This is a genomic window from Pseudomonas sp. GL_103 (genome assembly GCF_057835175.1).
In genome coordinates this window covers 4,450,389-4,474,294 of record NZ_CM174420.1, presented here as the reverse complement: position 1 = coordinate 4,474,294, position 23,906 = coordinate 4,450,389, and the positions used below count along the sequence as shown (strand labels likewise).

Sequence of the window (23,906 nt, the reverse complement as noted above, 5' to 3'; positions counted from 1 at the left end):
CTCGGATCTGCAAAAAAATCTCATGCGTAGGCGAGGGCTTTTTCGTCCAGCAGTTCCTCATACAGCGCTGCCCATTTGCGGCCCATTTCGTCCGCCGTAAACAGATGTTGATAACGGGCCTGCGCTTTCTCGCCCATTTGCGCCGCCAGCGCCGGGTTTTCCCAAAGCGTGCGCATCGCCTCGCGAAACGCCGATGGATTACTCGGTGGCACCACCAGCCCGGTCTCGTTATGGATGTTGATGTAGCTGGTGCCAGTGCCAATTTCACTGGAGATCATCGGCTTGCCATACATCGCGCCCTCCAGCAGCGAAATGCCGAATGCTTCGGAGCGCAGGTGCGATGGGAACACGATGGCGTAGCTCAGTTGCAGCAGCGCCACTTTGTCCTCGTCCCCCAGACGCCCGAGGAAGTGAACATTGCGTAAACCCAAGGCGGCCGCCTGGGCATGCAGCTCTACTTCCAGTGGGCCGGCACCGACAATCACTGTCGGGTAATCCAGGTCCTTCAGGGCGTCGAGCAGGATGTGCAAACCTTTGTAGTAGCGCATCACACCCACAAACAGAAAAAACTTGTCGCCGAGTTTTTGCCGCCAGTGGGCCGTTCGATCACTGTCAGGCTGTGGGTAACCTGCCTTGTTCAGTCCATAGGGAATCACTCGGGTCTTGTCCTGAAACTGTTGCAGCACATCACTGGTGTGCAGGTAATTGGGCGATGCAGCGACGATCCGGTCGGCGCTGTGCAGAAAGCGATTCATCAGCGGCCGGTAAAGTTTGAGCAGGTGTTTCTGGCGAATAATGTCCGAGTGGTACGTCACCACGCTGGGTTTGTTCAGGCCGTTGGCGAAATGCACCAGGTCCATGAACGGCCATGGGAAGTGGTAATTGACCACGTCGGCCTCGGCTGCCAGCTCGCGAAACTGTTTGAAGACGCTCCAGGAAAACCCTGTGGAGGCGAACTGAATGTCGAGTCTGGCTCGATGGACTTCATGTTGGGCGATCTGCATCACCGGCGGTGTCGGATCGGCACTGAGTGTCAGTACCTTGCCTTCAACGCCGTGCAGGGCACCGCTTTCGCACAACTGGAAAATCACTTGTTCGATCCCGCCAACCGAGTCAGGCAGGTACGTCTTGAAAAAATGAAGAACTCGCATTCAACCTCCCATTGCCTGGCGGTAAGCGCTGGCCGTGACTTGCGCGCAGCGTTCCCAGGTAAAAAGCCTTGCCTGTAGCAATCCGGCTTCTCGGCATGCCTGCCAATGCGCTAGATCCTCGATCAGACGACTCATTGCATCGCGCAAGCCGTCGGTTTCATCCGGTTCAACATAGTTACCCGCAGAGCCTGCCACTTCGGGCATGGCCGAGCGTCTGGTCAGAATGACCGGCGTGCCGCAGGCCATGGCCTCCAGCACCGGCAGGCCAAAACCTTCGTAAATCGACGGAAAAATCAATGCCCGGGCACCGGCCAACAGCTGCGCAACGTGCTCGTCAGGCAGATAACCGAGCAAACAGACATGACCGCAGGCCAGCGCTTGATGCAATTCTTCGCTGAATTGCTCGCGCTGCCAGCCGGCCATGCCGACGATCAGCAATGGAAAACGCTGACGGACTGATTCCGGCAATCGGGCGTGGGCGCGCAGGGCCAGGGTCAGGTTCTTGCGCGGTTCCAGGGTGCCGACACAGAGGAAGTATTCCCGCGCTTCGACGCCATGGGTCTTGAGTACGGCGTCGATAGCCTCGGGGGACCGCGGGTGAAAACGCGCGGCTACACCCAGCGGTGCGACGACAAATCGCTCGGCCGGTAACCCGAAATGCATCTGGGCTTCGTCAGCAATGAACTGTGAGTCGGTAAGAATCAGGCTTGCCTGTCGCACGCCGTCGGCCACGCGCCGTTCGATTTCTCGCAAGCGCGCCGGTGGCTGCGTTTCGGGATAGTGCAGGTGAGTCAGGTCATGCAGGGTGATGACTGTCGGGCCGTCGAACGACAGCGGCCACAAACTCGGTTCGTGGTAGAGGTCGATGGCTTGCGCGCGGCCTTGATCGAAGCGTTTCTGCTCCAGCCACCGTCGGGCCTGATAGGCCCCCGGAATCTGCCGCAGCAATGGCGTCAGTCGGGAATAACCGGGCATGGCCGCTTCAGGCAGCACAGCACTCCAGCCCCAGCCATGAAACAGCACCAGTTCAATATCCGGTTCACCCGCCAGGGCGTTCGCCAGTTCGGCGACGTAGTGGCCGATGCCGGTGCGCGGCGCCTGGAGGATGCGGGCGTTAAGGGCAATGCGCATGTTGCCTCTCTTGTACGAGCGGCACGTCCGAGAGATTGCGCAGGGTGCGTTCGGCCAATTGCGCACTGGCTTCACGCCAGCCGATCCAGCGCCAGTCCGCGACGTCGCGAGTGGCCGGGAATTGACCGCTGCTCTCGAAACGAATGACCAGATCAGCCAGGCTTTGTGGCTCGGCCAGATCGAAGTACGCCATGAACTCGCCGCCGATTTCGCGAAAGACCGCAATGTCGCTGCCCATGGCCGGCAGTCCACGCTGCATGGCTTCTACCAGCGGCAGGCCAAAGCCTTCCACAAAAGACGGAAACACCAGTGAGCTGGCATGGGTGTAGGCATGTTCGAGGCTGGTGTCGCTCAGGTCATTGAACATGAACAGTCGTTGGTTCAGCTGTGGGTGATTACGGACCCGGGCCAGCAGTGCATCGCATTTCCAGCCGACTCGTCCGGCAATGCACAGCCGGGCATTTGAGCCTGCCGCCCAGGCCCGTTCGAAGGCATCCAGCAGGTAGTCGTGGTTCTTGCGCGGCTCGATGGTGCTGACCATCAGAAAAACAGGATCCGGCGTTTTGAAAATGCGCGTCAGGCGCGGCTCGACGGCGGTCGTGGCTTCGCTCAGGTCCAGTTCGGAGCCGAGGTGGAAATAGTCGAACCACAATTCACTGGCCTTGGCAGGACCCAGGCGGCGCTGCAATTCATCACGCACCTGATCGCGCACCGTGGCGGAAATGGCCACATAGCCATCGGCGGTTTTGGTGATCCAGTCAAACCACTCGTTGAAAACCTGCACCAGCCGCGTGTCGTAAAACTGCGGATGCGTCACGGGAACCAGGTCGTAAATCACCGAAACGATGCCCACGCCTTCACGTTTGAGTTGTTCGGCAAACGGGAAAAAATCGGTGTGCCAGGATGAATCCAGCAGCACCAGTTGATCCCCCGGTTGGTGCTGCAGCGGCGTGCAGCGTTTGGGCAGTTGATACTGGTTGATGCCCTCGATCGCACGCAGCGGAAGGCTGAAACAGGTGACCGCTGTCACCCGGTAGGCCACGTGCAGCAAACGCTTGATCACCCGCGAGTTGCTTCGGTTGTGCAAGCGCTGATGCAGTTGCCAGAAGCGGTGGGCCAAGCGCCCAAGTCGTCCACCAAAGATCATCAAGGCATCGAAAAACGGAATGTTCAGCGCACCGAGTTTCAGTACCCGATAGAGTTTGCCCTTGAGCATCACAACCGGGATGCATTCAACACCGTCGACCGATTCCGGTAGCTGGTTGACGACGTTGCGCACCACCCGCTGAATGCCCGAATTGACCTTGGGGTGCTGGAATACGTGCGTGCATTCCACCAAAAGACGCGTCATGGCGTGCTCCCCGAGGTGACCGGCGCGCTCGAGCGCGTGACGGTGGTCTTCGCGCCGAGCCACGAGCAGCCGACAAAATCTTCCTGGCGGTTGTTGATCACATGGAACACCAGCCCGTAATCGCGCCACTCGAAGTTGCGGTCCAGGTGCGAATCCAGGCGTGACAGGCTCAACGCCACGGAATAGTTACCCTTGCCCAGCCCCATGACGAAAGCAAAGCGATAGGTCACGCGCTCGCCAGCCTGCAAGTCGGTCAGCGCCTGATCCTGGCGATGGGTGTTGATGCCGTACATGGCCTGGCCCAGGCGATCCTTGATCATGAAGCCCAGTACCAGCCGTTCGATGTCCTGGCGAACCTCGACATTCACCTCCAGCACGACCGGCTGGCCGACTTCGGCGGCGTCGATGGAGCGTTCATGCTTGTCGAGCAAGCGCACGGTCAAAATTCTGGCTTCACCCGTTCCCGAAATGGTACTGACCTGGCCGCCTGCGAGCGCTTCTTGGCGCACGGTCTGGCCTTCACGCTTGGCGAGCAGGGCGTTGTAGTAATCCATGACGGTTTCGGGTGTGTCGTGCATGGCCATGTGGCCGTTTTCCAGGAGGATCGCCGAGTCGCAGATCGACTGAATCGCCGAGCGGTCATGGGAGACGATCAACAGCGTGGTACCGGCTTTGCGAAAACTGCGGATGCGGTCGAAACTTTTGTGCTGAAAATAGGCGTCGCCCACCGACAGTGCTTCGTCGACGATCAAAATGTCCGGGCGCCGCGCGGTGGCCACGCTGAACGCCAGACGCATTTGCATACCGCTGGAATAGGTGCGTACCGGATGGTCGATGGCGTCGCCTATTTCCGCGAAACGTTCGATTTCCGGCATCAAGGCTTGTATTTCTTCGACCTGCATACCCAGCAGTTGCCCGGCCATGACCGCATTCTGGCGGCCGGTAAAGTCCGCATGGAAACCCATGCCCAATTCCAGCAGGGCGGCGACGCGGCCTTCGAGCTCAATGGTGCCGCAGGTGGGTTGGGTGGTGCCGGTGATCATCTTCAACAAGGTGCTTTTGCCGGCGCCATTGACCCCGACGATACCCACCGATTCTCCGGGGGCAATCTGGAAGGCCACGTCCTGCAGCACCCAGTGCTGGTGATGGCGGATCGGCGAGAACGGGACCAGCCATTCAACCAGTCGACTCCAGCGGGTAGGGTATTGTTTATAGGCCTTGCCCAGGCCGGTGACGCGTATGTGCCCCATCAGAGTTCATCCACCATTTCACCGACCCTCTGCCGAAACAGCCGCAGGCCGATGACGAAGAGCAATACGCTGGCGACCATGATCGGCAGCAGCGAACTCCAGACGGGCCATTGGCCGTACAGGAAGATGTTCTGGTAGCTGGTGATCAGGTTGGTCAGGGGGTTGAATTGCAGCAAGCGCTGCACCCAGTCGGGCAGGATGCTCATCGGGTAAACGATTGGCGTCAACCAGAACCAGAATTGCAGACAGATGGCGAAAAATTGCCCGACATCGCGAAAAAACACATTCAATACGCCAAGAATAATCCCCAACCCGGCACAGAACATCACCTGTAACGCCAACAGAGGAATGAGCGCCAACAGTGCCAGGCCAGGTAGTCGACCGGTGACCAACAGAAAGCCGAGGAACAAGCCGATGATGATTGCGAAGTTGATACCGGCATTCAACAGCACGATCACCGGCAGGCAGATTCGTGGAAAGCTGATTTTTTTCAGCAGGTTGGCGTTATCCAGAAACATGTTCTGGCTGCGCACGGTGATTTCTGCGAACAAGCCCCAGGTCAGCAACCCGGCGCAGAGGTAGATGCTGTAGGCCATGCCGTCATCTACCCCTGGCAAACGCGCGCGCATGATCTGGGAAAAAATCACGGTGTAGACAATGATCATCGACAGCGGATTGAGCACGGTCCACAGGGCACCGAACAACGAATTGCGATAACGCGCCTGAAACTCTCGCTGGACGCTACCGAGGATGAACCCTCGATAGCTGCTCAGCGTGCGGTAAAGGGAAAGCAGCATTCAATCCGTCCTGCCGTATTGATCTTCGAAGCGGACGATGTCGTCCTCTCCCAGGTATTCGCCGCTTTGCACTTCGATGATCACCAGGTCAATCACGCCGGGATTCTCCAGGCGATGCTTGTGACCGGCAGCAATGAAGGTCGATTCGTTCTTGGCCACCAGGTGCGTGCCGGTGCCATTGTTGGTGACCTTGGCCATGCCTTCGACCACCACCCAGTGTTCATTGCGATGATGGTGCATCTGCAGCGACAACTTGGCGCCGGGCTTGACCACGATGCGTTTGATCTTGAAGCGCGGGCCTTCCTCGAGCACGGTGTAGGTGCCCCATGGCCGGCTGACCGTACGGTGCAGGCGATAGGCTTCGTGCTCTTTGTCCTTGAGTTGCCTGGCCACCCGGCGCACATCCTGGGCGCGGTCGGCGTGGGCCACCAGCACCGCGTCGGCGGTGTCGACGATGATCAGGTTATCCACGCCCACGGTCGCGACCAGACGGTTATCGCTCTGGACGAAATTGTTGTGGCTGTCGATGAAAATCGACTCGCCGACGGCGCGGTTGTTTTGTGCATCCGCCGGTACCAGCGCAGCCACCGCACCCCAGGAGCCGATGTCGCTCCAGTCGAAACGGGCCGGCACGACGACCACCTTGTCGGAGCGTTCCATCAACGCGTAGTCGATGGAAATCTCCATGATTTCGCCAAACAGGGCCGGTGACAGTTCCTGTTGCAGGCTCCCGGCGTTTTCCACCGCAGCGCTGGCGGCCATGCAGGTCTGCGTCTGCTCCAGCAAGGCGGGCGCATGGGTTTGCAGTTCGGCCAGCAGGCTGGCGACCGAGAAGCAGAACATCCCGGAGTTCCACAGGAAGTTGCCGCTTTCCAGGTAATGAGTCGCGGTTTGCAGGTCGGGTTTTTCGACGAAGCGCCGCACGCTGGCAGCGCCTTTATCGTCCAGCGATGTGCCGGCTTCAATGTAACCAAAACCGGTTTCCGCAGCGGTCGGCACGACACCGAAGGTCACCAGGTGACCGCGCCTGGCCAATGTCACGGCATGCTCGACTGCGTCCTTCAGCGCGTCGACATTGACGATCAGATGGTCGGCGGGCATGACCAGCATGATCGCGTCATCGCCATGCAGGGCCTGGAGGGAGAGGGCGGCGGCGGCAATGGCCGGCGCGGTATTGCGACCCGTCGGCTCCAGCAGGAAGTGCCCGCGATGACGGCCCAGGTGCGCGTCCCGAAAGTGATCCTTGCTCTGGAAGTAGTACTCGCGGTTGGTCACCGTGACGATATCGCCCCAGCCGTCGAGCAGGTCCGCGGCACGCCGATAGGTCTTGCCCAACAGCGACTGGCCGTCAGGCAAGGCCATGAACGGTTTGGGATGGCCTTCACGCGACACCGGCCACAACCTGGTCCCGGCACCGCCGGAGAGAATCACGGGAATCAGCATGGCCTACTCCTTGGCGACGCGTTTCATGTCCGCATCCATCATCATGCGGATCAAGGTATCCAGATCGGTTTTTGGTTTCCAGCCCAGCACACGCTGGGCCTTGGCCGGGTTGCCGAGCAGCACTTCGACTTCGGCCGGGCGGAAGAACGCCGGGTCGATCTTCACGTAATCGCGGTAGTTCAGGCCCACGTGATCGAAGGCGATCCGGCACATCTCGCGCACGGTGGTGGTGACGCCGGTGGCCACCACGAAGTCGTCGGGCTTGTCCTGTTGCAGCATCAGCCACATGGCTTCGACGTAATCCCCGGCAAAGCCCCAGTCGCGTTTGGCGTCGATGTTGCCCAGGCGCAGTTCCTGCTGCTTGCCCTGCTTGATGCGGGCGGCGGCGTCGGTGACTTTGCGCGTCACGAATTCGATGCCGCGCAGCGGTGATTCATGGTTGAACAGAATGCCGCTGCTGGCGTGCAGGTTGAAGCTTTCGCGGTAGTTCACGGTGATCCAGTGGCCGTACAGCTTGGCCACGCCATAAGGGCTGCGTGGATAGAACGGCGTGTTCTCGTCCTGCTGCTCGGCCTGGATCAGGCCGAACATTTCGCTGGTCGACGCCTGGTAGAAACGCGTGTGCGCACTGAACTGACGGATCGCTTCGAGCAGGTGGGTAACGCCCAGGCCGTCGACGATGCCGGTGGTCACCGGTTGATCCCAGGAGGCCGCGACAAAGCTTTGCGCAGCGAGGTTGTAGACCTCGTCCGGCGCCGACTTGATCACCGCGCGCTGCACTGAACAGGCATCGGCCATATCGCCGTCCAGGTAGACGATGTCCGCCTCGACTCCCATCTCGCGCAGGCGCCAGCGCGAGTCGCTGCTGCGACGCGCCACCAGGCCGTGGACTTTGTAGCCCTTGTCGAGCAACAGTTTCGCCAGATAAGCGCCATCCTGGCCGGTGATACCTGTGATCAATGCACTTTTAGTCATTCTTGTCGTACTCGCTTCTCCCAGTCGGACAGGATCGCCCGCAGGGATTGTTGTGTTGTGATTTCAGGCTTCCATTCGGTGGTTTGGGCCAGCCTGGCAGGGCTGCCACACACCCGACGCTGATCCGCGCGGCGAAGGCGCGCAGGGTCCTGGACCAGTTGCAGGTCGACCTGGGCAAGATCTGCCAGCTGTTCGATCAAACTGCGAATGCTTTGCTCGCGTCCCGAGCAAATGTTGTAGACCTGCCCCGGCGTACCTTTTTCCAGCAAGGCCAGGTAGGCCGAGACCACGTCCCCGACATCGAGGAAGTCGCGCGTGACGTCGATGTCCCCGACCTCCAGTTGTGGCCCTTGCAGGCCTTGCTTGATCCGGCAGATCTGACGTGCGGCGCTGGCGATGACGAAGCTGTCTTTCTGCCCGGTTCCGATGTGGTTGAACGGGCGGGCAACCAGTACGGGCCAGTCTTCGCTCAGGCCCCATTGCAGGCTCAGGAACTCTGCCGACAGTTTGCTTACGGCATATGGGTTGCGCGGGCAGGGTGGTTGCAATTCAGTGATGGGCAAATCGGCTTCAGTGACCTGGCCATAGACATCACCGGAGCTGACGTACAGGAACGTGCCGGTGAATCCGCGCGCCTTGAGGGCTTGCAGCAGGTTCAGGGTGCCCAGCAGATTGATGTTCAGGGTGCGCGCCGGATCACGAAAGGCCTCCGGGACGAAAGTCTGGCCCGCCAGGTGAATCACCGCATCGGGCATTTGCGGCCACAAGCCTTCGAGGCTGTCCGGCGCGGCGAGATCGTAGCGGCAAGGAACAGGCAGAAGCTCCCATTCCGAGGCATCGGCCTGCAAACGCGATTGGATGTGTTGCCCTGTGAATCCAGTCAGGCCCGTGACAAACAGACGTTTTTTCAACAGCGACCCCCCGGTCATACATTTCATCCAGTCCTATAGACCTGATGGAAGGGTCTCACGAATCAACAGGATCGCTCGCAAAGACAGATGAAATGTTTGTTGTAGTTGTTTGGTGGTCAATCTGTGCCATTTGCTCGGCAATTTCAACAGGTCCAATCGTGACCGATCAGTTCTCGTCAGCGTAGCCTGATTTATTCTCGTCGGGCGGTTCACGAATCCTCAACGGATGTGGTTAGAATGCCCCTCGTCACGATTACCCGGGGTTCGGCAGCGTCGTTTCGAAACTGCGAGAAACTGACCACTAAAACAAGAACGAAGACGGGCAGCAAGACGATGGGCGAGCGCCAGTAAACACTGACTCGAACCGTATCCTCCCCGTCATAGCGTGAGGCTGCCGGGATGGCGGCGTCACCGTGGGATGCCATGAATTTCATTCTTTACTCCGACGTCAACGACAGCTCCATCAGCCAGAGTCTCGGCCGTCCCGAGTACAGTTACTACTTCGTGCTCAAGGCGTATCGCCCTGTACTCGAAAGCCTTGGGCGAGTGCATGTGGTGTCCTCCACCGCCGAGGTCGATGCGCTCTACAAACAATTATTGGCCGCTGGCGAAGACAGTCTGTTCCTGTCGTTTACGCCGCCGCAGAAAACCCCGAACGACCTTGAGTGCCCGACGATCTGCGTGGTGGCCTGGGAGTTTGATTCGATTCCCGATGAACAATGGGATAACGACCCGCGCCAGGACTGGACGCAAATGCTGGCGCGGCAGGGCCGGGTGATCACACTCTCCAGCCATACCGCCCGGGCGATTCGCCGGACGATGGGCGAAGACTTTCCGGTGTTGGTGTTGCCGACGCCGTTGTGGGAAAACTTCGCCGACATTCGTAGTCGCCACACCAGCGTCCCGATCAGCGCCGGCTCGACCCTGGACATCAAGGGTTGCATCTTCGATACGCGCACACTCGGGCTGAGTGCCGATGCACTGATTCCCGTCGTGCCGAGCGCCGAGGAACTGGCGGCGCTCGAGGCTGAGCTGGAGGCATTGAAGCCACCGCCGCTGACGCTCAAGCGCCGCTTGGTGATTGCTCGCCACTACCTGCATATGTGGCGCCTGGACAAAGGTAAATCGCTGCCGGTCCCGGTGCATCGCACGCATTTTCTAAGCCAGTGGTATTGGGAAGGCATTCGCGACTTGTTGTCGCAAGCCGCCCATGAGCGTCTCGCCGACTGGTTGCCGGCCATCGCCGGCCCGCAGACGATTGCAGTACCCGAGCCAGAACCGCGACAGTGGCCGGATACCACCGCCCAGGTCGAAACACAGGTTGACGGTGTGGTGTACGTCACCGTGTTCAACCCGCGTGACGGTCGCAAGAACTGGCATCAACTGATCACCGCTTTCTGCTGGGCGTTCCGCGAAACGCCTGACGCGACACTGGTGCTGAAGATTACCCAAAGCGATCTGTCGTCCTACCACGACGAACTGATGACGTTGCTCGCACAGCTTTCGCCGTTCGCCTGTCGGGTGGTGGTCATGCACGGCTACCTGGACGACCCGCAATACGCCCGGCTGTACGAAGCCGCCAGTTACTACGTCAATGCCTCGCGCTGCGAAGGGCTGTGCCTGCCGCTGATGGAGTTCATGGCCAGCGGTAAACCGGTGATTGCCCCGGATCACACGGCCATGGAGGACTACATCGATGAACGTGTGGCGTTTGTGGTCAAGTCCAGCGAAGAGCTGACCATCTGGCCGCAGGATACTCGCATCATCTACCGCACCCTGCGTTACCGGCCGGATTGGGGTTCGCTGAAAAGCGCTTACGAAAACAGCTACCGCCTGGCCAAGGAACAACCCCTGGAATATCAGCACATGTCCGGCGCCGCCGTCGAGCGCATGCACGATTACTGCTCTTTCGCCCCGGTGCAGAAACGCATGGCGGATTTTTTCGGGCTGGCGCCACAGGCTTTGCCGACAGCAAATGTGACGGATACCGCCTCATGCTGATCATCATTCATTCGGAAACCAACCAGCACACTATTGCCCAGAACCTTGGCCGCTCGGAGTACAGCTATTACTTCGTGCTCAAGGAGTATCGACCCGTGCTGGAGCGGTTGGGGCGAGTGGTAGAAGTCAGCGACCCGCAGACCGAAGTCGATGCCTTGTACATGGACTGTTTGTCCCGTGGTGAAGCGTGCGTGTTCCTGTCGTTTTCACCGCCTCATCGCACGCCGGTCAATTTCACCTGCCCGACGCTGCCGGTGTTCGCGTGGGAATTCAGCACCATCCCCAACGAACCCTTTGCCGGTGATCCGCTCAATGACTGGCGCACGGTGTTGCGGGCAGCGGGGGCGGCGATTACCCATTCCAGCTACACCGTGAATGCGGTGCGCGAGGCGATGGGCGCCGACTATCCGGTCATCGCGGTACCGGCCCCGGTATGGGACCGGTTTTCCGAGCGCGGCGCCCACTTGCAACGTCAGCCCTTGGCCAGTCAGGTGCGGTTGACGCTCAGGGGGTTGCTGGCAGACAGCCGCGAACTCGACTTGCGAGCCTTCGGACCCGTGGCCACTCGCGAAGGTGTGGGTATTGATTTCGAGGCCCCGCCGAGTGAACACGAGTTGGTCCTCGACGGCGTGATTTACACCTCGGTGTTCAACCCCGGTGACGGGCGCAAGAATTGGGAAGACATGCTCAGTGCCTTTTGCGTGACGTTTCGCGAGGTGGAAGACGCAACGCTGGTGCTCAAATTGACGCACCACGATGCCGAAGAAGCGCTGACCGACATCCTTCACCACTTGTACAAAAACCAGTCTTACCGCTGCCGGGTCGTGCTGATTTACGGCTATCTGGCTGACGCGGACTATGAGCAGCTGGTGCAGGCCACAAGTTACGTGGTCAACACGTCCTACGGCGAAGGCCAATGTCTTCCGCTGATGGAGTTCATGTCCTGTGGCAAACCGGCGGTGGCGCCACGGACCACGGCGATGATCGACTATCTGGATGCCGATAATGCTTTCCTGATTGACTCCACCGATGAGCTGACGGCCTGGCCTCATGACCCGCGCAGGGCGTTTCGTACCTTGCGCTACGTCACCAATTGGGCGTCGTTGTGCAGGGCTTACCAATCAAGCTATGACGTGGCCAAGGGTGATCCCGGGCGTTATGCACAGATGTCCGTGCACGCAGTAGCCAGCCTCAAGAAGTTCTGCAGTCAGGCCACTGCCGAGCAGCGGCTTGACGTATTTTTTGAGCGCCTGTTCGAGAACCGTGTCGTGGAAACCCCTGAGGCATGATTCGCGCATTGGTCAGACGTTTCTTTCCAGAGACGAAACCCGAGCCCCGGCCCGCGCCGTCGCCGGTCGAGCAATCCCGTGTGTCGCCAAGAGATGTGGGCTTGCACGATGCAATGCATGACGGCTGGTTTTCGGGCGGCAGCGGCGAATTGCTCAAGGGGTTTGCCATCACTGCCGACGACACCTTGCTGGATGTCGGCTGTGGCGAAGGGGTCGCGACCTTGTTTGCGGTGCGTCAAGGCGCGTCGGTGATCTTCACCGACAGTGAGCACGACAAGGTCCGCGAGCTTGCCCGGCAAGTGGCGGCTCAATCGGACAAACCGAACCTGGGGCTGGTCAGCAACAGTTTGCCGCTGCCATTGGCCGACGGCTGCGCCAGCAAAGTCGTGTGCATGGAAGTGCTGGAACACATCGATCAGCCAGAACCCTTCATGGCCGAACTGGTGCGCATGGGCCGCCCCGGCGCGCTGTACCTGCTGAGCGTACCGTCCCCGGTGGGCGAGCATCTGCAGAAAGGCATCGCCCCGGCCAGCTATTTTCAATCGCCCAATCACGTGCAGATTTTCAGCCCCGAGCGATTCGCCGCGCTGGTGGAAGACGCGGGCCTGGTCATTGAACATCGCCAGGCCACCGGGTTTTTCTGGGTCATGGGCATGATTTTTTTCTGGGCCAGCGAGCGGGCTGCCGGGCGTGAATTGGGTGGTGCGGTTCGCGACCGGATTCAGGCGCCGTATCCGCCGCTGATGGAGAGCTGGGCGAAAACCTGGCAGGACTTGCTGGCCCAGCCCGACGGGTTGGCGATCAAGCAGATGCTGGACCGGTTCATGCCCAAGAGCCAGGTGATCATTGCTCGCAAACCTCATGTCCAGGAGGGCGCATGAGCAACGAAAAACGGATCATGGACATCGAGTTGCTGCGTGGGATTGCGGTGCTTGGCGTGCTGTTTCATCACCTGCAGGACAGCCTGTTCGCGGTGGCTGTGCCGTTGTTCCAGGCCATCACGCTGTACAGCCAGCCGTGGTGGGGCGTGGATCTGTTTTTCGCGATCTCGGGCTTCGTCATTGCCCGCAGCCTGATCCCGGCCTTGCGCCGTTGCACAACGCGTCAAGAGTATTGGCAACAGACGCGCAATTTCTGGTTGCGACGGGCCTTTCGATTGCTGCCGTCGGCCTGGTTATGGCTGGCGCTGATGTTGCTGGCGTGCCTTTTTCTCAACCGCTCCGGCGCGTTCGGCGCCCTGCACGCGAACCTTCAGGCGACCCTGGCCGGCATCGCCCAGTACGCGAACTTTCGCTTTGCCGACAGTTTTTATCATTACGAATACGGCACCAGTTTCGTGTACTGGAGCCTGTCGCTGGAAGAGCAGTTCTACCTGCTGTTTCCGTTGATGATCGTGCTGTTTCGCAAACACCTGGTGTGGGCGTTGCTGGCGCTGGTGGCGGTGCAGTTGTTGACCTTGCGCACGCCGATCCTGATGGTGGTACGCACCGACGCGCTGGCCCTTGGCGTACTGTTGGCGATGTGGAGCGTGCAGCCTTCGTACCGGCGCTGGGAGCCGACCTTCCTGCGGCGCCCCTGGGCCGGCTTGTCGGCACTGGTCGGGATTGCACTGGTGCTCGGTTTCATGGCGACGGACCGTTTCACCTTTACCCATTACCGAATCGGTGTGATTGCGCTGTTGTGTGCGCTGCTGGTGTGGATCGCGTCCTACAACCGCGATTACCTGATGCCCAAAGGGGCGTTCAAGAACCTGATGATCTGGGTCGGCAGTCGTTCCTACGGGATTTACTTGATCCATATCCCGGCCTACTTGCTGGTTCGTGAGTTCATTTTCCGTTTACAGGCTGCCGGGCTGCCCAGTCCGGCTGGCCATCCGATTCTGATGTTGCTGATGGCTGGCGGCCTGATCGTGCTGCTGAGCGAACTCAACTATCGCTTCATTGAAATGCCCATGCGCAACCGCGGCGCCTCGCTGGTCAAACGCCTGGGCACCTCCCGAACAGCCGTCCCATCCTCTGGAGCCACCTCATGCTGAGCCTTTTGAAGAAACTCACGGCGGGCACGCCCGCGCCTGTGCAGCCAGAGACACCGCCCGCGGCGCCAGTGGCGGAGAAAGTCGACCCCTACATGCTCGGTCTGCACGACGCGATGCTCAGCGGTTGGTTCAATCAGCAAACCGGCGAACTGTTCACCGGCTTCCCGGTGACCCCCGAGGACACGCTGCTGGATGTCGGCTGTGGCGACGGCGGCAACGTGCATTTCTGCGGGATGCGCGGGGCGAAGATCATCATCGCCGATATCGATGCGGCCAAGGTCGAAGCGACCCGACTGCGCCTGGGCGATACACCGGCCCGCGACGTGGAATGTCATGTCACCGATTGCAACCCGCTGCCGATTGCCGATGCGACCGCCACGCGGGTGGTGTCCACCGAGGTCATCGAGCACGTGGACGATCCGGCGCAGTTCCTCGCAGAGCTGGTGCGCGTTGGCAAACCGGGCGCGTTGTACCTGCTGAGCGTCCCGCATCCCAGCTCCGAAGACCTGCAGAAAGATATCGCGGCGGCCGAGTATTTCCAGAAGCCCAACCACATCCGCATTATCAGCGAAGAGCAGTTCAAGGCGATGGTCAGCGATGCGGGCCTGGAAGTGATCAGCCACAGCCAGTACGGATTCTACTGGTCGATGTGGATGCTGTTGTTCTGGGAAGCCAAGGTCGATTTCAGCAACCCGGACCATCCGTTGCTCAACCACTGGGCGGATACCTGGCAGGCGATCCTGGCCTCGCCACGGGGCACGCAGATCAAGCAGGCGCTGGATGCGGTGGTGGCGAAAAGTCAGGTGATCATTGCGCGCAAACCCTGATTAGCCAGATGTGGGAGCGACGGCCTGCAACAGGACGTCCGGCACCGCCATGCGGTGCCGATCCGGTTGGCGGCCCATCATTGACTGGAGCGAACGGCCCCTCCATCAATCAACAGGTTCTGCCCGGTCAGGTAGCCCGCATGGCTGCTGCAGACGAAGGCACACAGAGCACCGAATTCCTCGGGTGAGCCGAAGCGTTTGGCAGGGATTTCGCTGCGGCATTGGTCAAGGAAGACCTCGCTGTCTTGCCCCGACTCCCGGGCCGCAGCGACCAGGTTGTCACGCAGTCGATCGGTGTCGAACGAGCCCGGTTGCAGGTTGTTGATCGTCACATTGCGACTGGCAATGTTTTCTTGCCGGGCGAGCCCTGCGACAAAACCCGTCAGGCCACTGCGCGCGCCATTGGACAGACCCAGGCTTTCGATAGGGGACTTCACGGCACTCGACGTGATGTTGATGATTCGACCAAATCCACGTGCCGCCATGCCGTCTACCGTTGCCTTGATCAACTCGATAGGCGTCAGCATGTTGGCATCCAGCGCCTTGAGCCAGGCGTCGCGATTCCATTCGCGAAAATCCCCGGGGGGAGGGCCTCCAGCGTTGTTGATCAGGATATCGAAATGCTCATGGGCCTTGAGCGCTGCCGCTCGACCCTCGGGCGTCGAAATATCTCCGGCGACGGCGATGACCGTCACTTCAGGGTTTATCGCCCTGAGCTGCCGGGCTGTTTCATTGAGCGTGTGTTCGCCCCGTGCGGTGATCACCACGTTCACGCCTTCGTTAACGAGTGCCTGCGCACAGGCTTTGCCCAGACCTTTGCTGGCGGCGCACACCAGTGCCCAGCGTCCTGCTATTCCCAGATTCATGTACGTTTTCCTGAAAGAAGGAAGTTCGAAGAAAGTGGTTGTCTGTTCACGCATGATCCAGCGTTGCAGACAGGTTCGGCGATCGGGTACTGATGCCCATGAAGCGCCGCACGCGTTCTCCTTCGGCATCGCATCGTATGGTTTGCGGTGCGGCATCCAGTTGGATATTACCGTTCTCCATGAATACGACCCGGTCGGATATCGACATGGCAAAGTCCATTTCGTGGGTCACGATCAGCATGGTCATGCCTTCCTTGGCCAGGTCGCGGATCACGTTCAGCACGTCGTTGACCAGTTCCGGGTCGAGGGCCGAGGTCGGCTCGTCGAACAGCATGATCTGCGGCTCCATCGCCAGGGCTCGAGCGATCGCCACGCGCTGTTGCTGCCCGCCGGAGAGCTGGTGCGGGTACTTGTGGGCATGGGCCAGCAGGCCGACCTTGTCCAGTAGCGCATAGGCACGATGCTCACTCAGCTCGCCCGGCTGGCCGTGGTAACGCGGCGCCAGGGTGACGTTGTCGAGAATGGTGCGGTGCGGGAACAGGTTGAAGTTCTGGAACACCATGCCGATGTGCCGCACGCCTTTGCGCAGGCGGGAGCTGTTGGGTTTGTCCGACGCTTCGATGAATTTTTCGCCGAACAACAGAATGTCGCCGGTATCGATGGTTTCCAGGCCGTTGACCGTACGGATCAGCGAAGTCTTGCCGGAGCCGGATGGCCCGATGATCGAGACCACCTGGCCATATTCGACATTCAGGTCGATACCCATCAGCACCTGGTGGGTGCCATAGCTCTTCTGGATGTTCTTCAGTTGCAGGATGGGCGTCGCGTTGTTGCCGGCGGCTTTGCGCGCAGTGTCGGGCAAGGCTTCGGCGCAGGCCTTGAACCTGGCGATGGCGGCCGCGTCGAGTGTGTGGGGCTTGCGGAAGTTCAGGTCCAGATAGCGCTCAAGGCGCTGCAGGAAATAGCCGAACACGGTGACGATCAACACGTAATAGACGCCTACCGCCGCCAGGGTTTCCATGACCAGGAAGTTGGTGGCATAGAGGCGTTGGCCGACCGTGAGGATTTCGGTCAGGGAGATGACCGAGACCAGCGAGGTCAGCTTGACCACCGTGATGTATTCGTTGATCAGCGTGGGCAGCGAAATACGGAACGCCTGGGGGATCACGATCAGGCGTTGCATGCCGAACAGGCCGACACCCAGCGCGCGCCCGGCTTCCTTCTGGCCCTTGGCCACGGAGATCAGGCCGCCACGATGGATTTCCGCCATGTACGCAGCTTCAGTGACCACCAGGGCCAGCAACCCTGCGTAGAAGGGGTTGGACAGAATCGGTCCGCTACCGGGAAACAATTGCGGCAGGTTGTAGACGAAGACCACCAGCACCAGCAACGGGATGCTGCGGAAGAACCAGATGTAGACCGCTGCGGGAATGCGCAGCAAGGGCGATTGGGACAGCTTGGCCGAGGCCAGGACAAAACCCAGCAGCATGCCGATGAACCAGGCCAGGGCACTGAGCTGGACCACCGTGACGCAGGCCTTCCAGAAGTCCGGCAGGGAGAACAGGGATAAGAAATACGACCAATCGAATTGCATGGGGCACCTCGATCTGCCGCCCCGGTGCAGGGGAGGCAGATGACCAGACTACAAGGACAGGTTCTTAGTTGGCGGTCGGTTCTTCCAGGCCATATTTCTGGAGAATTGCCGCGTATTCACCGCTCTTTTTGCTCTCCTCGAAGGCCTTTTGCACGGCCTGGTAGGTTTCGTCGTTACCCTTCTTGACGAAGATCCCCAGGGTTTGCTGATAAATCGGATGCTCGGTGGTGATCACTACCCGGCCGTTGGTCTTTTCCGCGATCATTTTTGCCGCGCCAGCGATTTCGACCTGGGCCTGAATGTTTTTGGACAGCAGGGCCTGGGTCACTTCGGGTGCCGAAGGGTACTCGCTGACGGTGATGGCGCCTTTGTTGTTCGGCACGCAGTAATCATCGGAGAGCTTCTTGAATTCCTTGACCCAGGTGGTGCCCTGTTCCAGGCCCAGTTTCAGGCCGCACAGGTCTTCAGGCTTCTTCGCGTTGATCTCGCTGCCCTTGGGCACCATGACGGCGGCACCGGTGTTGGCGTAGGCGATGGTCTGGGCCTGGGTCTGGCGCTCCGGTGTGATGTACATGCCGGAAATGATCGCGTCGTACTTGCCGGAGTTCAGGCCCAGGATCAGGCTCGGGAACTTGGTGTCGACAAACTCCACCTTGGCGTTCATGTGCCTGGCCAGTGACGTTGCCAGTTCGGGGTCCGAACCCACCACATTCTTGTCCTTGTCATAGGACTCGAAGGGCGGGTAGGTGATCTCCATGCCGACCTTGAACGTGTCTGCCGCGGCCATGCTCACCGAGGCACCGAACATACCGGCTGCCAATACAGCCAGGCTCAAAAGGTTTTTCTTGTTGTTTTTCATGATGTGCTGACTCCGGCGTAGTAGGGGTTTAGCTGAAAACTTCAATCAGGACGGTTGCGCCTGATTTTTCAAATGTCCGAAACTGGCGGGCTTGCGTGCCTTGCCTGGCAGTTGAACGTCCCCGTTGGCCACCCTTTGGCGCAGATACTGATAGGTCTGCAGCGCCTGACCATACATATGTTCGCCGATGGTGATTTCTTCGTAGTCGTTGCCTGCCTGGGCGAAACCGGGCAGCGGTCTGATCTGGGTGTGATAGTCGCAGGCATAAAACAGCGGGAAGGAATAACGCTCCTCCTTCACGCTGCGCACCCGGTGCGCGGTGGCAACGAAAGCGCCTGCCGTCATCACTTCCAGCATGTCGCCGATGTTGACGACAAAGGCATCGGCGATCGGTGGTGCATCGATCCATTGACCAAGATTGTTCATCACCTCAAGGCCCGGTTTGTCGGCCAAAAGGATGGTGAAGCACTCGTAGTCAGTATGGGCTCCAAGACCCGGTGCGTCATGGGCGGCGCCGTCGAAGGGATAGTGGATAAGGCGCAGCTTGGACGGCGGACGGGTCACCAGGCTGTCGAAATAGTTTTCTTCCAGTCCTAGGGTCAGGGCGAAGCCGCCGAACAGGCGCCGGCCCAAGGCGAAGATGGCTTCATAGTAGGCCTGCACCGACGCCTTGAAACCTTGCAGCTGCGGCCAGTCGTTGGGCCCCAGCAATGGGGTGTTGGCCAGCACCAGCGGGTCATCGGCCGGGACTTCGAAGCCGACGTCGAAGGCTTCCTTGTGGTCCGGCTTGCCCTTGGAATAGACCTCTTCGCCTTCGGGTACAAAACCCTTGTGGGTTTGCGAGGTGCCGATGTAGTGCCGCATCTTGGTGTCGATGGGCTGGTCGAAAAAGTCCTTGGCAGCCTTGCGCAGGTTGGCGATCAGTTGCGGGTCGATACCGTGATCGGTGATGTAGAGGAACCCTACCTCACTGGCGGCACGCCCCAATTGTTCGGCCACGGCCAGGCGGTGTTCCAGTTCAAAGCTGAACAGACCGGCGATGTTGACCACCGGGATGCTATTGAAGTTGGCTTTATGTGTGTCAGTGCTTGCGCTGTTGTTTTTGTTGTCAGGCATGACGCATCGGCTCCCTAAGGATTGCTTGAGTGGCTGAAACGGTCGAAGTGTTCACGCTCGGTCTGGCCCATCCACACGTTCAATGACCACAGGTCGGCGACCGGGACATTGGTGAAGGGCAAATGATGCAGGTAGCCGTCGGCGCCGAATTCCGGGGTCAGGGTGCTGACCTGGTAACCGCGGGCTTGCTGCGAGCGCCAGATGCTTTCCCAGTGCTGCTGATGGAAGGCCAGTTCCCTTGCATATTCGGGAGCCGCCGGGTGCGGAACCTGCGGTCCCTGGTCATAACCGACCCGGGCCTGGATATGGTGAACCCGCTCGATGAAAGCGCTCAGGTCATCGGCCGGGTCATTCAACAGGCGCTCGCAGGTCACCACCCAATGGCTGATGTCACTGGTGAACAACAGATCGGGCAGTTGCCGGATCAACTCCAGGGTCACCCAGGGGTTGAATAGCGAACGCGAACGGTGGGTTTCGAAACTGCAGACCTGGCCGTGCTTGCGCGCCAGATCCAGCGCCTGGCCGAAAAACTCCACTTGTTGTGGCAAGGACCAGCGATCATTGCCCGCCAGCACGTTGACGAAGCACGGGCCGAGTTCCGCGGCCCAGGCGAGTTTCTGGTCGAGGTCATTGAGGTGGATGGCAGGCGTTGCCGACTGCTCCGGCAGCACGTCGTACGCGGTGAAGACTGTGCTGATATAGCCCAGGCGATTGGCCTGCAGAAAAGCGCCAAACTCGGCCCGTTCCCGGGCGTCCAGTGGCAGGCGCGCTTCCATGCCATCAAAGCCCGCTTGCAGCAACTCCTCGAGCGCTTGAGCCTTGCTGGCGGTGTAACCCCACAGCGTGCGGAAAATTTCCAGCTTCATCGGTGATCCTCAAAAATCCCAAGGCCTACTGCAAATGCACTTCGACGGCGCCAGGCTGCCAAGAGGCTGGTTCGCTGTGGAGCCGATGTTAGGCACAGGCCGCGCGCTGAAAGAATCTGAAAGTTCAAATGAATACTTCAGACTTTCATCAATAAATAGCTTGCTACTTATAGCGCTGGCCAGGAGGAGTTTTATGGGCGAGAACGTGTCTACGTTGGCTATTAGCGAGAGATGCCATTATTACGGCATCATTTTGAAGAGTCCCAAGCGACACCAGGTCGACGAAGTTCCAGGCTACTTGCCATTCCTGGCATGCGCTACCTTCGCTCGAATGCCATCAAGATATTGGGACTTCAGCTCTGTCGTTAACGGCCCAAGGATGGGGTTTGCCTTGAACCGGGCCAACAGATGCTCAATCACCCGATCTACCTTGGCGTAGGCGGCGGTGACGCTTGAAGGAACCAGCGGATCAAACTGAATCCCTTCCATCTCGATATCGAGTCGTTTCAACACGGGTTGTGCGTCCAGGATCTGGTGGCGTATTTCATCCAGTGAACATTGCATTGTCGACCTCCTTGTAATGCCATAAGTACAGGCACGCCTATCGTTGACTGCATGTCGGATGACGCAGTCAGGGAATGGCAGTTGCTGTCTTAAAAATGAAACAAAATTGTCGCTTAGAAATATTGCTGAAATGTTTCAATCCTATGATCGAGGGAGATCTTTTTCAGGTTATCTCCCCCATGCGTCGAGTTGTGTTCAATCAAAAAGGAGGCGTTGGCAAATCAAGCATCGCCTGCAATCTCGCGGCTGTCAGTGCTGCCGAAGGCTACAGGACGCTGCTGGTGGATCTCGATCCCCAGGCTAACTCGACCCACTACCTGACAGGGCTGACAGGCGATGATATCCCCATGGGGATTGCCGATTTTTTCAAGCAAACCTTATCCAGCGGTCCGGCCAGCAAAAAGAATCGGGTGGCCATCACGGATACTCGCTACGACAATCTGCACCTGGTCACCGCTAGCCGCGAGCTTGCCGACCTGCAGTCAAAGCTTGAGTCGAAATTCAAGATCAATAAGCTGCGCCGCTTGTTGGTGGAGCTTTCCGAAGATTACGAACGCATTTATATCGATACGCCACCGTCCCTGAATTTCTATACCTTCAGCGCACTGATCGCCGCCGACCGCGTGCTGATTCCATTCGATTGCGACAGCTTTTCCCGTCAGGCGCTCTATAGCGTCATCGCGCAAGTGGCCGAGTTGCGGGCTGACCATAATGAGTCGTTGATCGTGGAAGGTGTGGTGGTCAACCAGTTTGTGGCGCGTGCCAGCGTGCACCAGATGCTGATCGACGAGTTGCTGGCCGAAGGCTTGCCCGTGTTGCCGGATTATTTGAGCAGCACGGTCAAAATGCGTGAGTCCCATGAAGCGTCGGTGCCCATGATCCATCTGGCGCCACGCCATAAGCTGTCATTGGAGTTCGTCAGCCTGTTTTCCGCTTTGGAAAGAGCCGGTTGATCCGTGCGCTGAACATAAAATTGCAATCGAAATGCCAGTACGATAACTCGCGCGCAATCGCTAGCTCCTGCTTCGAATCAACACCTGTTTTCCTGGCCGCCTTTGGGGCGGCCTTTTTTTTGCCAGAGATTTTTGGACGCAGCATTTTCAGTTTTTGCATTTCGTCCTCGGCTTGTCGAAGTTCACAGGTGGATGCTGCTCTCTATTATAAGTTGTAGTAATACTTCGAATAATAAATAGAAAATTGACTAATCATGGTCCCGGAACGAAAAATCATCCCCAGACCGGCGCCGCCAGAGCGCCGCGGATTTGCCGTTTCTCTCCTGCCAGAAAAATAACCAAAGGAGTCCCCCATGAAGCCTCCCGCTTCGTCCCAGCCGCGCCGTGCTGGTGTTCGGCGCGTTGTTCTTTCCCTCCGACGACAAACTGTTCAGCACCATGGCCGCTTTCGGCACGTTCGCCGTGGGTGGCGAGTGGGGCGAGGCGGTGTTCTACAGCCTGATCGCCGCGACTTCGCTGCTGTATGTGCTGTCCCTTGCCCGTCGCCATGCCAGTGCTGAACGCCTGGAACTGGCCAAGGCCTGACCCCTGAATTTTCCTGGAGAAACACATGTTGAAGATCAATGGTGAACGCCTCTGGGCGAGTCTGATGGCGATGGCCGAAATCGGCGCCACCGCCCGTGGCGGCAGCTGCCGACTGGCCTTGAGCGACGAGGACAAGGCCGGTCGCGAACTCTTTGCCCACTGGTGCCGCGAAGCCGGCATGACCCTGAGCGTGGATGCCATCGGCAACCTGTTCGCCCGCCGCGCCGGCACCGATCCTGATGCGGCACCGGTGATGATGGGCAGCCACCTCGACACCCAGCCCGAAGGCGGGCGGTTCGATGGCGTGTACGGCGTGCTCGCCGGCCTGGAAGTGGTGCGTTGCCTGAACGATCTGGGCATCCAGACCCGCAAGCCGCTGGAAGTGGCGGTGTGGACCAACGAAGAAGGCGCACGCTTCACCCCGGCGATGTTCGGCTCGGCGGTGTTCACCGGCATCATGGCGCTGGACGCCGCGCTGGCGGTGCGCGACATCGAAGGCATCAGCGTCGCCGAGGCGCTGCAACGCACCGGTTATGCCGGCGAGCGCCCGCTGGGTGGCGCGGTGGATGCGTACTTTGAAGCCCACATCGAGCAAGGCCCGATCCTCGAAGACAACGCCAAGAGCATCGGTGTAGTCAGCGGCGGCCAGGCGATTCGCTGGCTCGACGTACGGGTCGAAGGCATGGCGGCCCACGCCGGCACCACGCCTATGCCGCTGCGCAAGGATGCCTTGTACGGCGTGGCGCAGATGATCCAGGCCATCGAAGGCCTTGCGGCGGACTTCGCTCCGGAAGGCCTGACCACGGTCGGTGAATTGAGCATCAACAAGTCGTCGCGCAACACCATTCCGGGGCTGGTGAACTTCACCGTCGACCTGCGCCATCACCGCGATGAAACCATCGAGGCGATGGAGCAACAGGTCCGTGCGCGGCTTCAGGCGATAGCCGACGCTCGCGGTTTGAAACTGGCGATCACCCCGCACTGGATCAGCCCGGCGACGCCGTTCGACGCGGACTGCGTGGCGGCGGTGCAACAGGCCGTGGATGGCCTGGGCTACGCTCAGCAATCGATTGTCAGCGGCGCCGGGCATGACGCGATCCACCTGGCGCGGTACTGCCCGACGGCCATGGTGTTCATCCCGTGCGTGGGCGGCCTGAGCCACAACGAAGCCGAAGACGTGCTGCCCGAAGACGTGCGCCAGGGCACCGATGTGTTGCTCAACGCCGTGTTGGCCCGCGCAGTAATCGTTGAATAAACACAATTCCAATGTGGGAGCGAGCCTGCTCGCGATTGCGGTGGATCAGTCGCCTTCAATATTGAATGTGCTGACCTCATCGCGAGC

The 23,906-nt window shown here is 59.6% G+C and carries 22 protein-coding genes; 8 read left to right on the top strand and 14 right to left on the bottom strand.

What is annotated here, in order from left to right:
* Window positions 1-20: 20 nt before the first annotated feature.
* The 8 genes from AC3IP0_RS19980 to AC3IP0_RS19945 are packed head-to-tail and all read right to left on the bottom strand — an operon-like array spanning window position 21 to window position 9,009.
* Window positions 21-1,151, bottom strand: a complete 1,131-nt coding sequence (locus AC3IP0_RS19980) for a glycosyltransferase family 4 protein (protein WP_489316726.1) — start codon at window positions 1,149-1,151, stop codon at window positions 21-23.
* Complete coding sequence (locus AC3IP0_RS19975; protein ID WP_489316725.1) at window positions 1,152-2,282, bottom strand: glycosyltransferase family 4 protein; 1,131 nt, start codon at window positions 2,280-2,282, stop codon at window positions 1,152-1,154. It lies immediately after the preceding gene.
* Window positions 2,266-3,633 carry a glycosyltransferase family 4 protein gene (locus tag AC3IP0_RS19970; RefSeq protein WP_489325718.1) on the bottom strand — a complete coding sequence of 456 codons (1,368 nt, stop codon included), beginning with the start codon at window positions 3,631-3,633 and terminating at the stop codon, window positions 2,266-2,268. Before AC3IP0_RS19970 ends, AC3IP0_RS19975 begins: the two co-directional genes overlap by 17 nt.
* Complete coding sequence (locus AC3IP0_RS19965; RefSeq protein ID WP_489325716.1) at window positions 3,630-4,883, bottom strand: ABC transporter ATP-binding protein; 1,254 nt, start codon at window positions 4,881-4,883, stop codon at window positions 3,630-3,632. Before AC3IP0_RS19965 ends, AC3IP0_RS19970 begins: the two co-directional genes overlap by 4 nt.
* Window positions 4,883-5,680, bottom strand: a complete 798-nt coding sequence (locus AC3IP0_RS19960; RefSeq protein WP_489316722.1) for an ABC transporter permease — start codon at window positions 5,678-5,680, stop codon at window positions 4,883-4,885. The genes AC3IP0_RS19965 and AC3IP0_RS19960 overlap by 1 nt, the downstream gene beginning before the upstream one ends.
* A complete protein-coding gene (locus AC3IP0_RS19955; protein WP_489316721.1) occupies window positions 5,681-7,123 on the bottom strand; it encodes a mannose-1-phosphate guanylyltransferase/mannose-6-phosphate isomerase in 1,443 nt (480 codons plus the stop codon).
* A 3-nt stretch (window positions 7,124-7,126) separates the two neighbouring features.
* On the bottom strand, window positions 7,127-8,098 hold the full coding sequence (gene gmd, locus AC3IP0_RS19950; protein WP_429392502.1) for a GDP-mannose 4,6-dehydratase: 972 nt from the start codon (window positions 8,096-8,098) through the stop codon (window positions 7,127-7,129).
* Window positions 8,095-9,009, bottom strand: coding sequence for a GDP-mannose 4,6-dehydratase (locus AC3IP0_RS19945; protein WP_489319806.1), 915 nt, complete (start codon window positions 9,007-9,009; stop codon window positions 8,095-8,097). The genes gmd and AC3IP0_RS19945 overlap by 4 nt, the downstream gene beginning before the upstream one ends.
* A 423-nt stretch (window positions 9,010-9,432) precedes the next feature.
* On the opposite strand from AC3IP0_RS19945, the gene AC3IP0_RS19940 reads away from it, so the two are divergent.
* The 5 genes from AC3IP0_RS19940 to AC3IP0_RS19920 are packed head-to-tail and all read left to right on the top strand — an operon-like array spanning window position 9,433 to window position 15,161.
* A complete protein-coding gene (locus AC3IP0_RS19940) occupies window positions 9,433-11,010 on the top strand; it encodes a glycosyltransferase (RefSeq protein ID WP_489316720.1) in 1,578 nt (525 codons plus the stop codon).
* The gene (locus AC3IP0_RS19935) at window positions 11,004-12,299 is read left to right on the top strand and encodes a glycosyltransferase (protein WP_489316719.1); all 1,296 of its coding nucleotides are present in this window, start codon (window positions 11,004-11,006) and stop codon (window positions 12,297-12,299) included. Before AC3IP0_RS19940 ends, AC3IP0_RS19935 begins: the two co-directional genes overlap by 7 nt.
* A complete protein-coding gene (locus AC3IP0_RS19930; RefSeq protein ID WP_489316718.1) occupies window positions 12,296-13,180 on the top strand; it encodes a class I SAM-dependent methyltransferase in 885 nt (294 codons plus the stop codon). Before AC3IP0_RS19935 ends, AC3IP0_RS19930 begins: the two co-directional genes overlap by 4 nt.
* A complete protein-coding gene (locus AC3IP0_RS19925) occupies window positions 13,177-14,334 on the top strand; it encodes an acyltransferase family protein (RefSeq protein ID WP_489316717.1) in 1,158 nt (385 codons plus the stop codon). The genes AC3IP0_RS19930 and AC3IP0_RS19925 overlap by 4 nt, the downstream gene beginning before the upstream one ends.
* Window positions 14,328-15,161: a class I SAM-dependent methyltransferase gene (locus AC3IP0_RS19920; protein WP_489316716.1), complete on the top strand. Its 834-nt coding sequence runs from the start codon at window positions 14,328-14,330 to the stop codon at window positions 15,159-15,161. Before AC3IP0_RS19925 ends, AC3IP0_RS19920 begins: the two co-directional genes overlap by 7 nt.
* Before the next feature lie 77 nt (window positions 15,162-15,238).
* Here the strand turns inward: AC3IP0_RS19920 and AC3IP0_RS19915 are convergent, their stop codons facing one another.
* From AC3IP0_RS19915 to AC3IP0_RS19890, 6 genes are all read right to left on the bottom strand, one after another.
* Entirely contained in the window at window positions 15,239-16,027 is a 789-nt protein-coding gene (locus AC3IP0_RS19915) for an SDR family oxidoreductase (RefSeq protein WP_489316715.1), read from the bottom strand.
* A 46-nt stretch (window positions 16,028-16,073) separates the two neighbouring features.
* Window positions 16,074-17,621: an amino acid ABC transporter permease/ATP-binding protein gene (locus AC3IP0_RS19910; RefSeq protein ID WP_489316714.1), complete on the bottom strand. Its 1,548-nt coding sequence runs from the start codon at window positions 17,619-17,621 to the stop codon at window positions 16,074-16,076.
* A 64-nt stretch (window positions 17,622-17,685) separates the two neighbouring features.
* Window positions 17,686-18,480 (bottom strand): ABC transporter substrate-binding protein, encoded by a 795-nt coding sequence (locus AC3IP0_RS19905; RefSeq protein WP_489316713.1) that lies wholly within the window; start codon window positions 18,478-18,480, stop codon window positions 17,686-17,688.
* A gap of 45 nt (window positions 18,481-18,525) precedes the next feature.
* A complete protein-coding gene (locus AC3IP0_RS19900; protein ID WP_489316712.1) occupies window positions 18,526-19,596 on the bottom strand; it encodes an isopenicillin N synthase family dioxygenase in 1,071 nt (356 codons plus the stop codon).
* Window positions 19,597-19,610: 14 nt separating this feature from the next.
* The gene (locus tag AC3IP0_RS19895) at window positions 19,611-20,462 is read right to left on the bottom strand and encodes a sugar phosphate isomerase/epimerase family protein (protein WP_489316711.1); all 852 of its coding nucleotides are present in this window, start codon (window positions 20,460-20,462) and stop codon (window positions 19,611-19,613) included.
* A gap of 294 nt (window positions 20,463-20,756) precedes the next feature.
* Complete coding sequence (locus tag AC3IP0_RS19890; RefSeq protein WP_008051067.1) at window positions 20,757-21,026, bottom strand: hypothetical protein; 270 nt, start codon at window positions 21,024-21,026, stop codon at window positions 20,757-20,759.
* 179 nt (window positions 21,027-21,205) lie between these two features.
* On the opposite strand from AC3IP0_RS19890, the gene AC3IP0_RS19885 reads away from it, so the two are divergent.
* The 3 genes from AC3IP0_RS19885 to AC3IP0_RS19875 all read left to right on the top strand — a co-directional run bounded on the left by AC3IP0_RS19885 (window position 21,206) and on the right by AC3IP0_RS19875 (window position 23,819).
* Window positions 21,206-21,979 carry a ParA family protein gene (locus AC3IP0_RS19885; protein ID WP_489319805.1) on the top strand — a complete coding sequence of 258 codons (774 nt, stop codon included), beginning with the start codon at window positions 21,206-21,208 and terminating at the stop codon, window positions 21,977-21,979.
* Window positions 21,980-22,381: 402 nt separating this feature from the next.
* Window positions 22,382-22,564 (top strand): hypothetical protein, encoded by a 183-nt coding sequence (locus AC3IP0_RS19880; RefSeq protein WP_489316710.1) that lies wholly within the window; start codon window positions 22,382-22,384, stop codon window positions 22,562-22,564.
* A 25-nt stretch (window positions 22,565-22,589) separates the two neighbouring features.
* A complete protein-coding gene (locus AC3IP0_RS19875) occupies window positions 22,590-23,819 on the top strand; it encodes a Zn-dependent hydrolase (RefSeq protein ID WP_489316709.1) in 1,230 nt (409 codons plus the stop codon).
* Window positions 23,820-23,906: the final 87 nt, after the last annotated feature.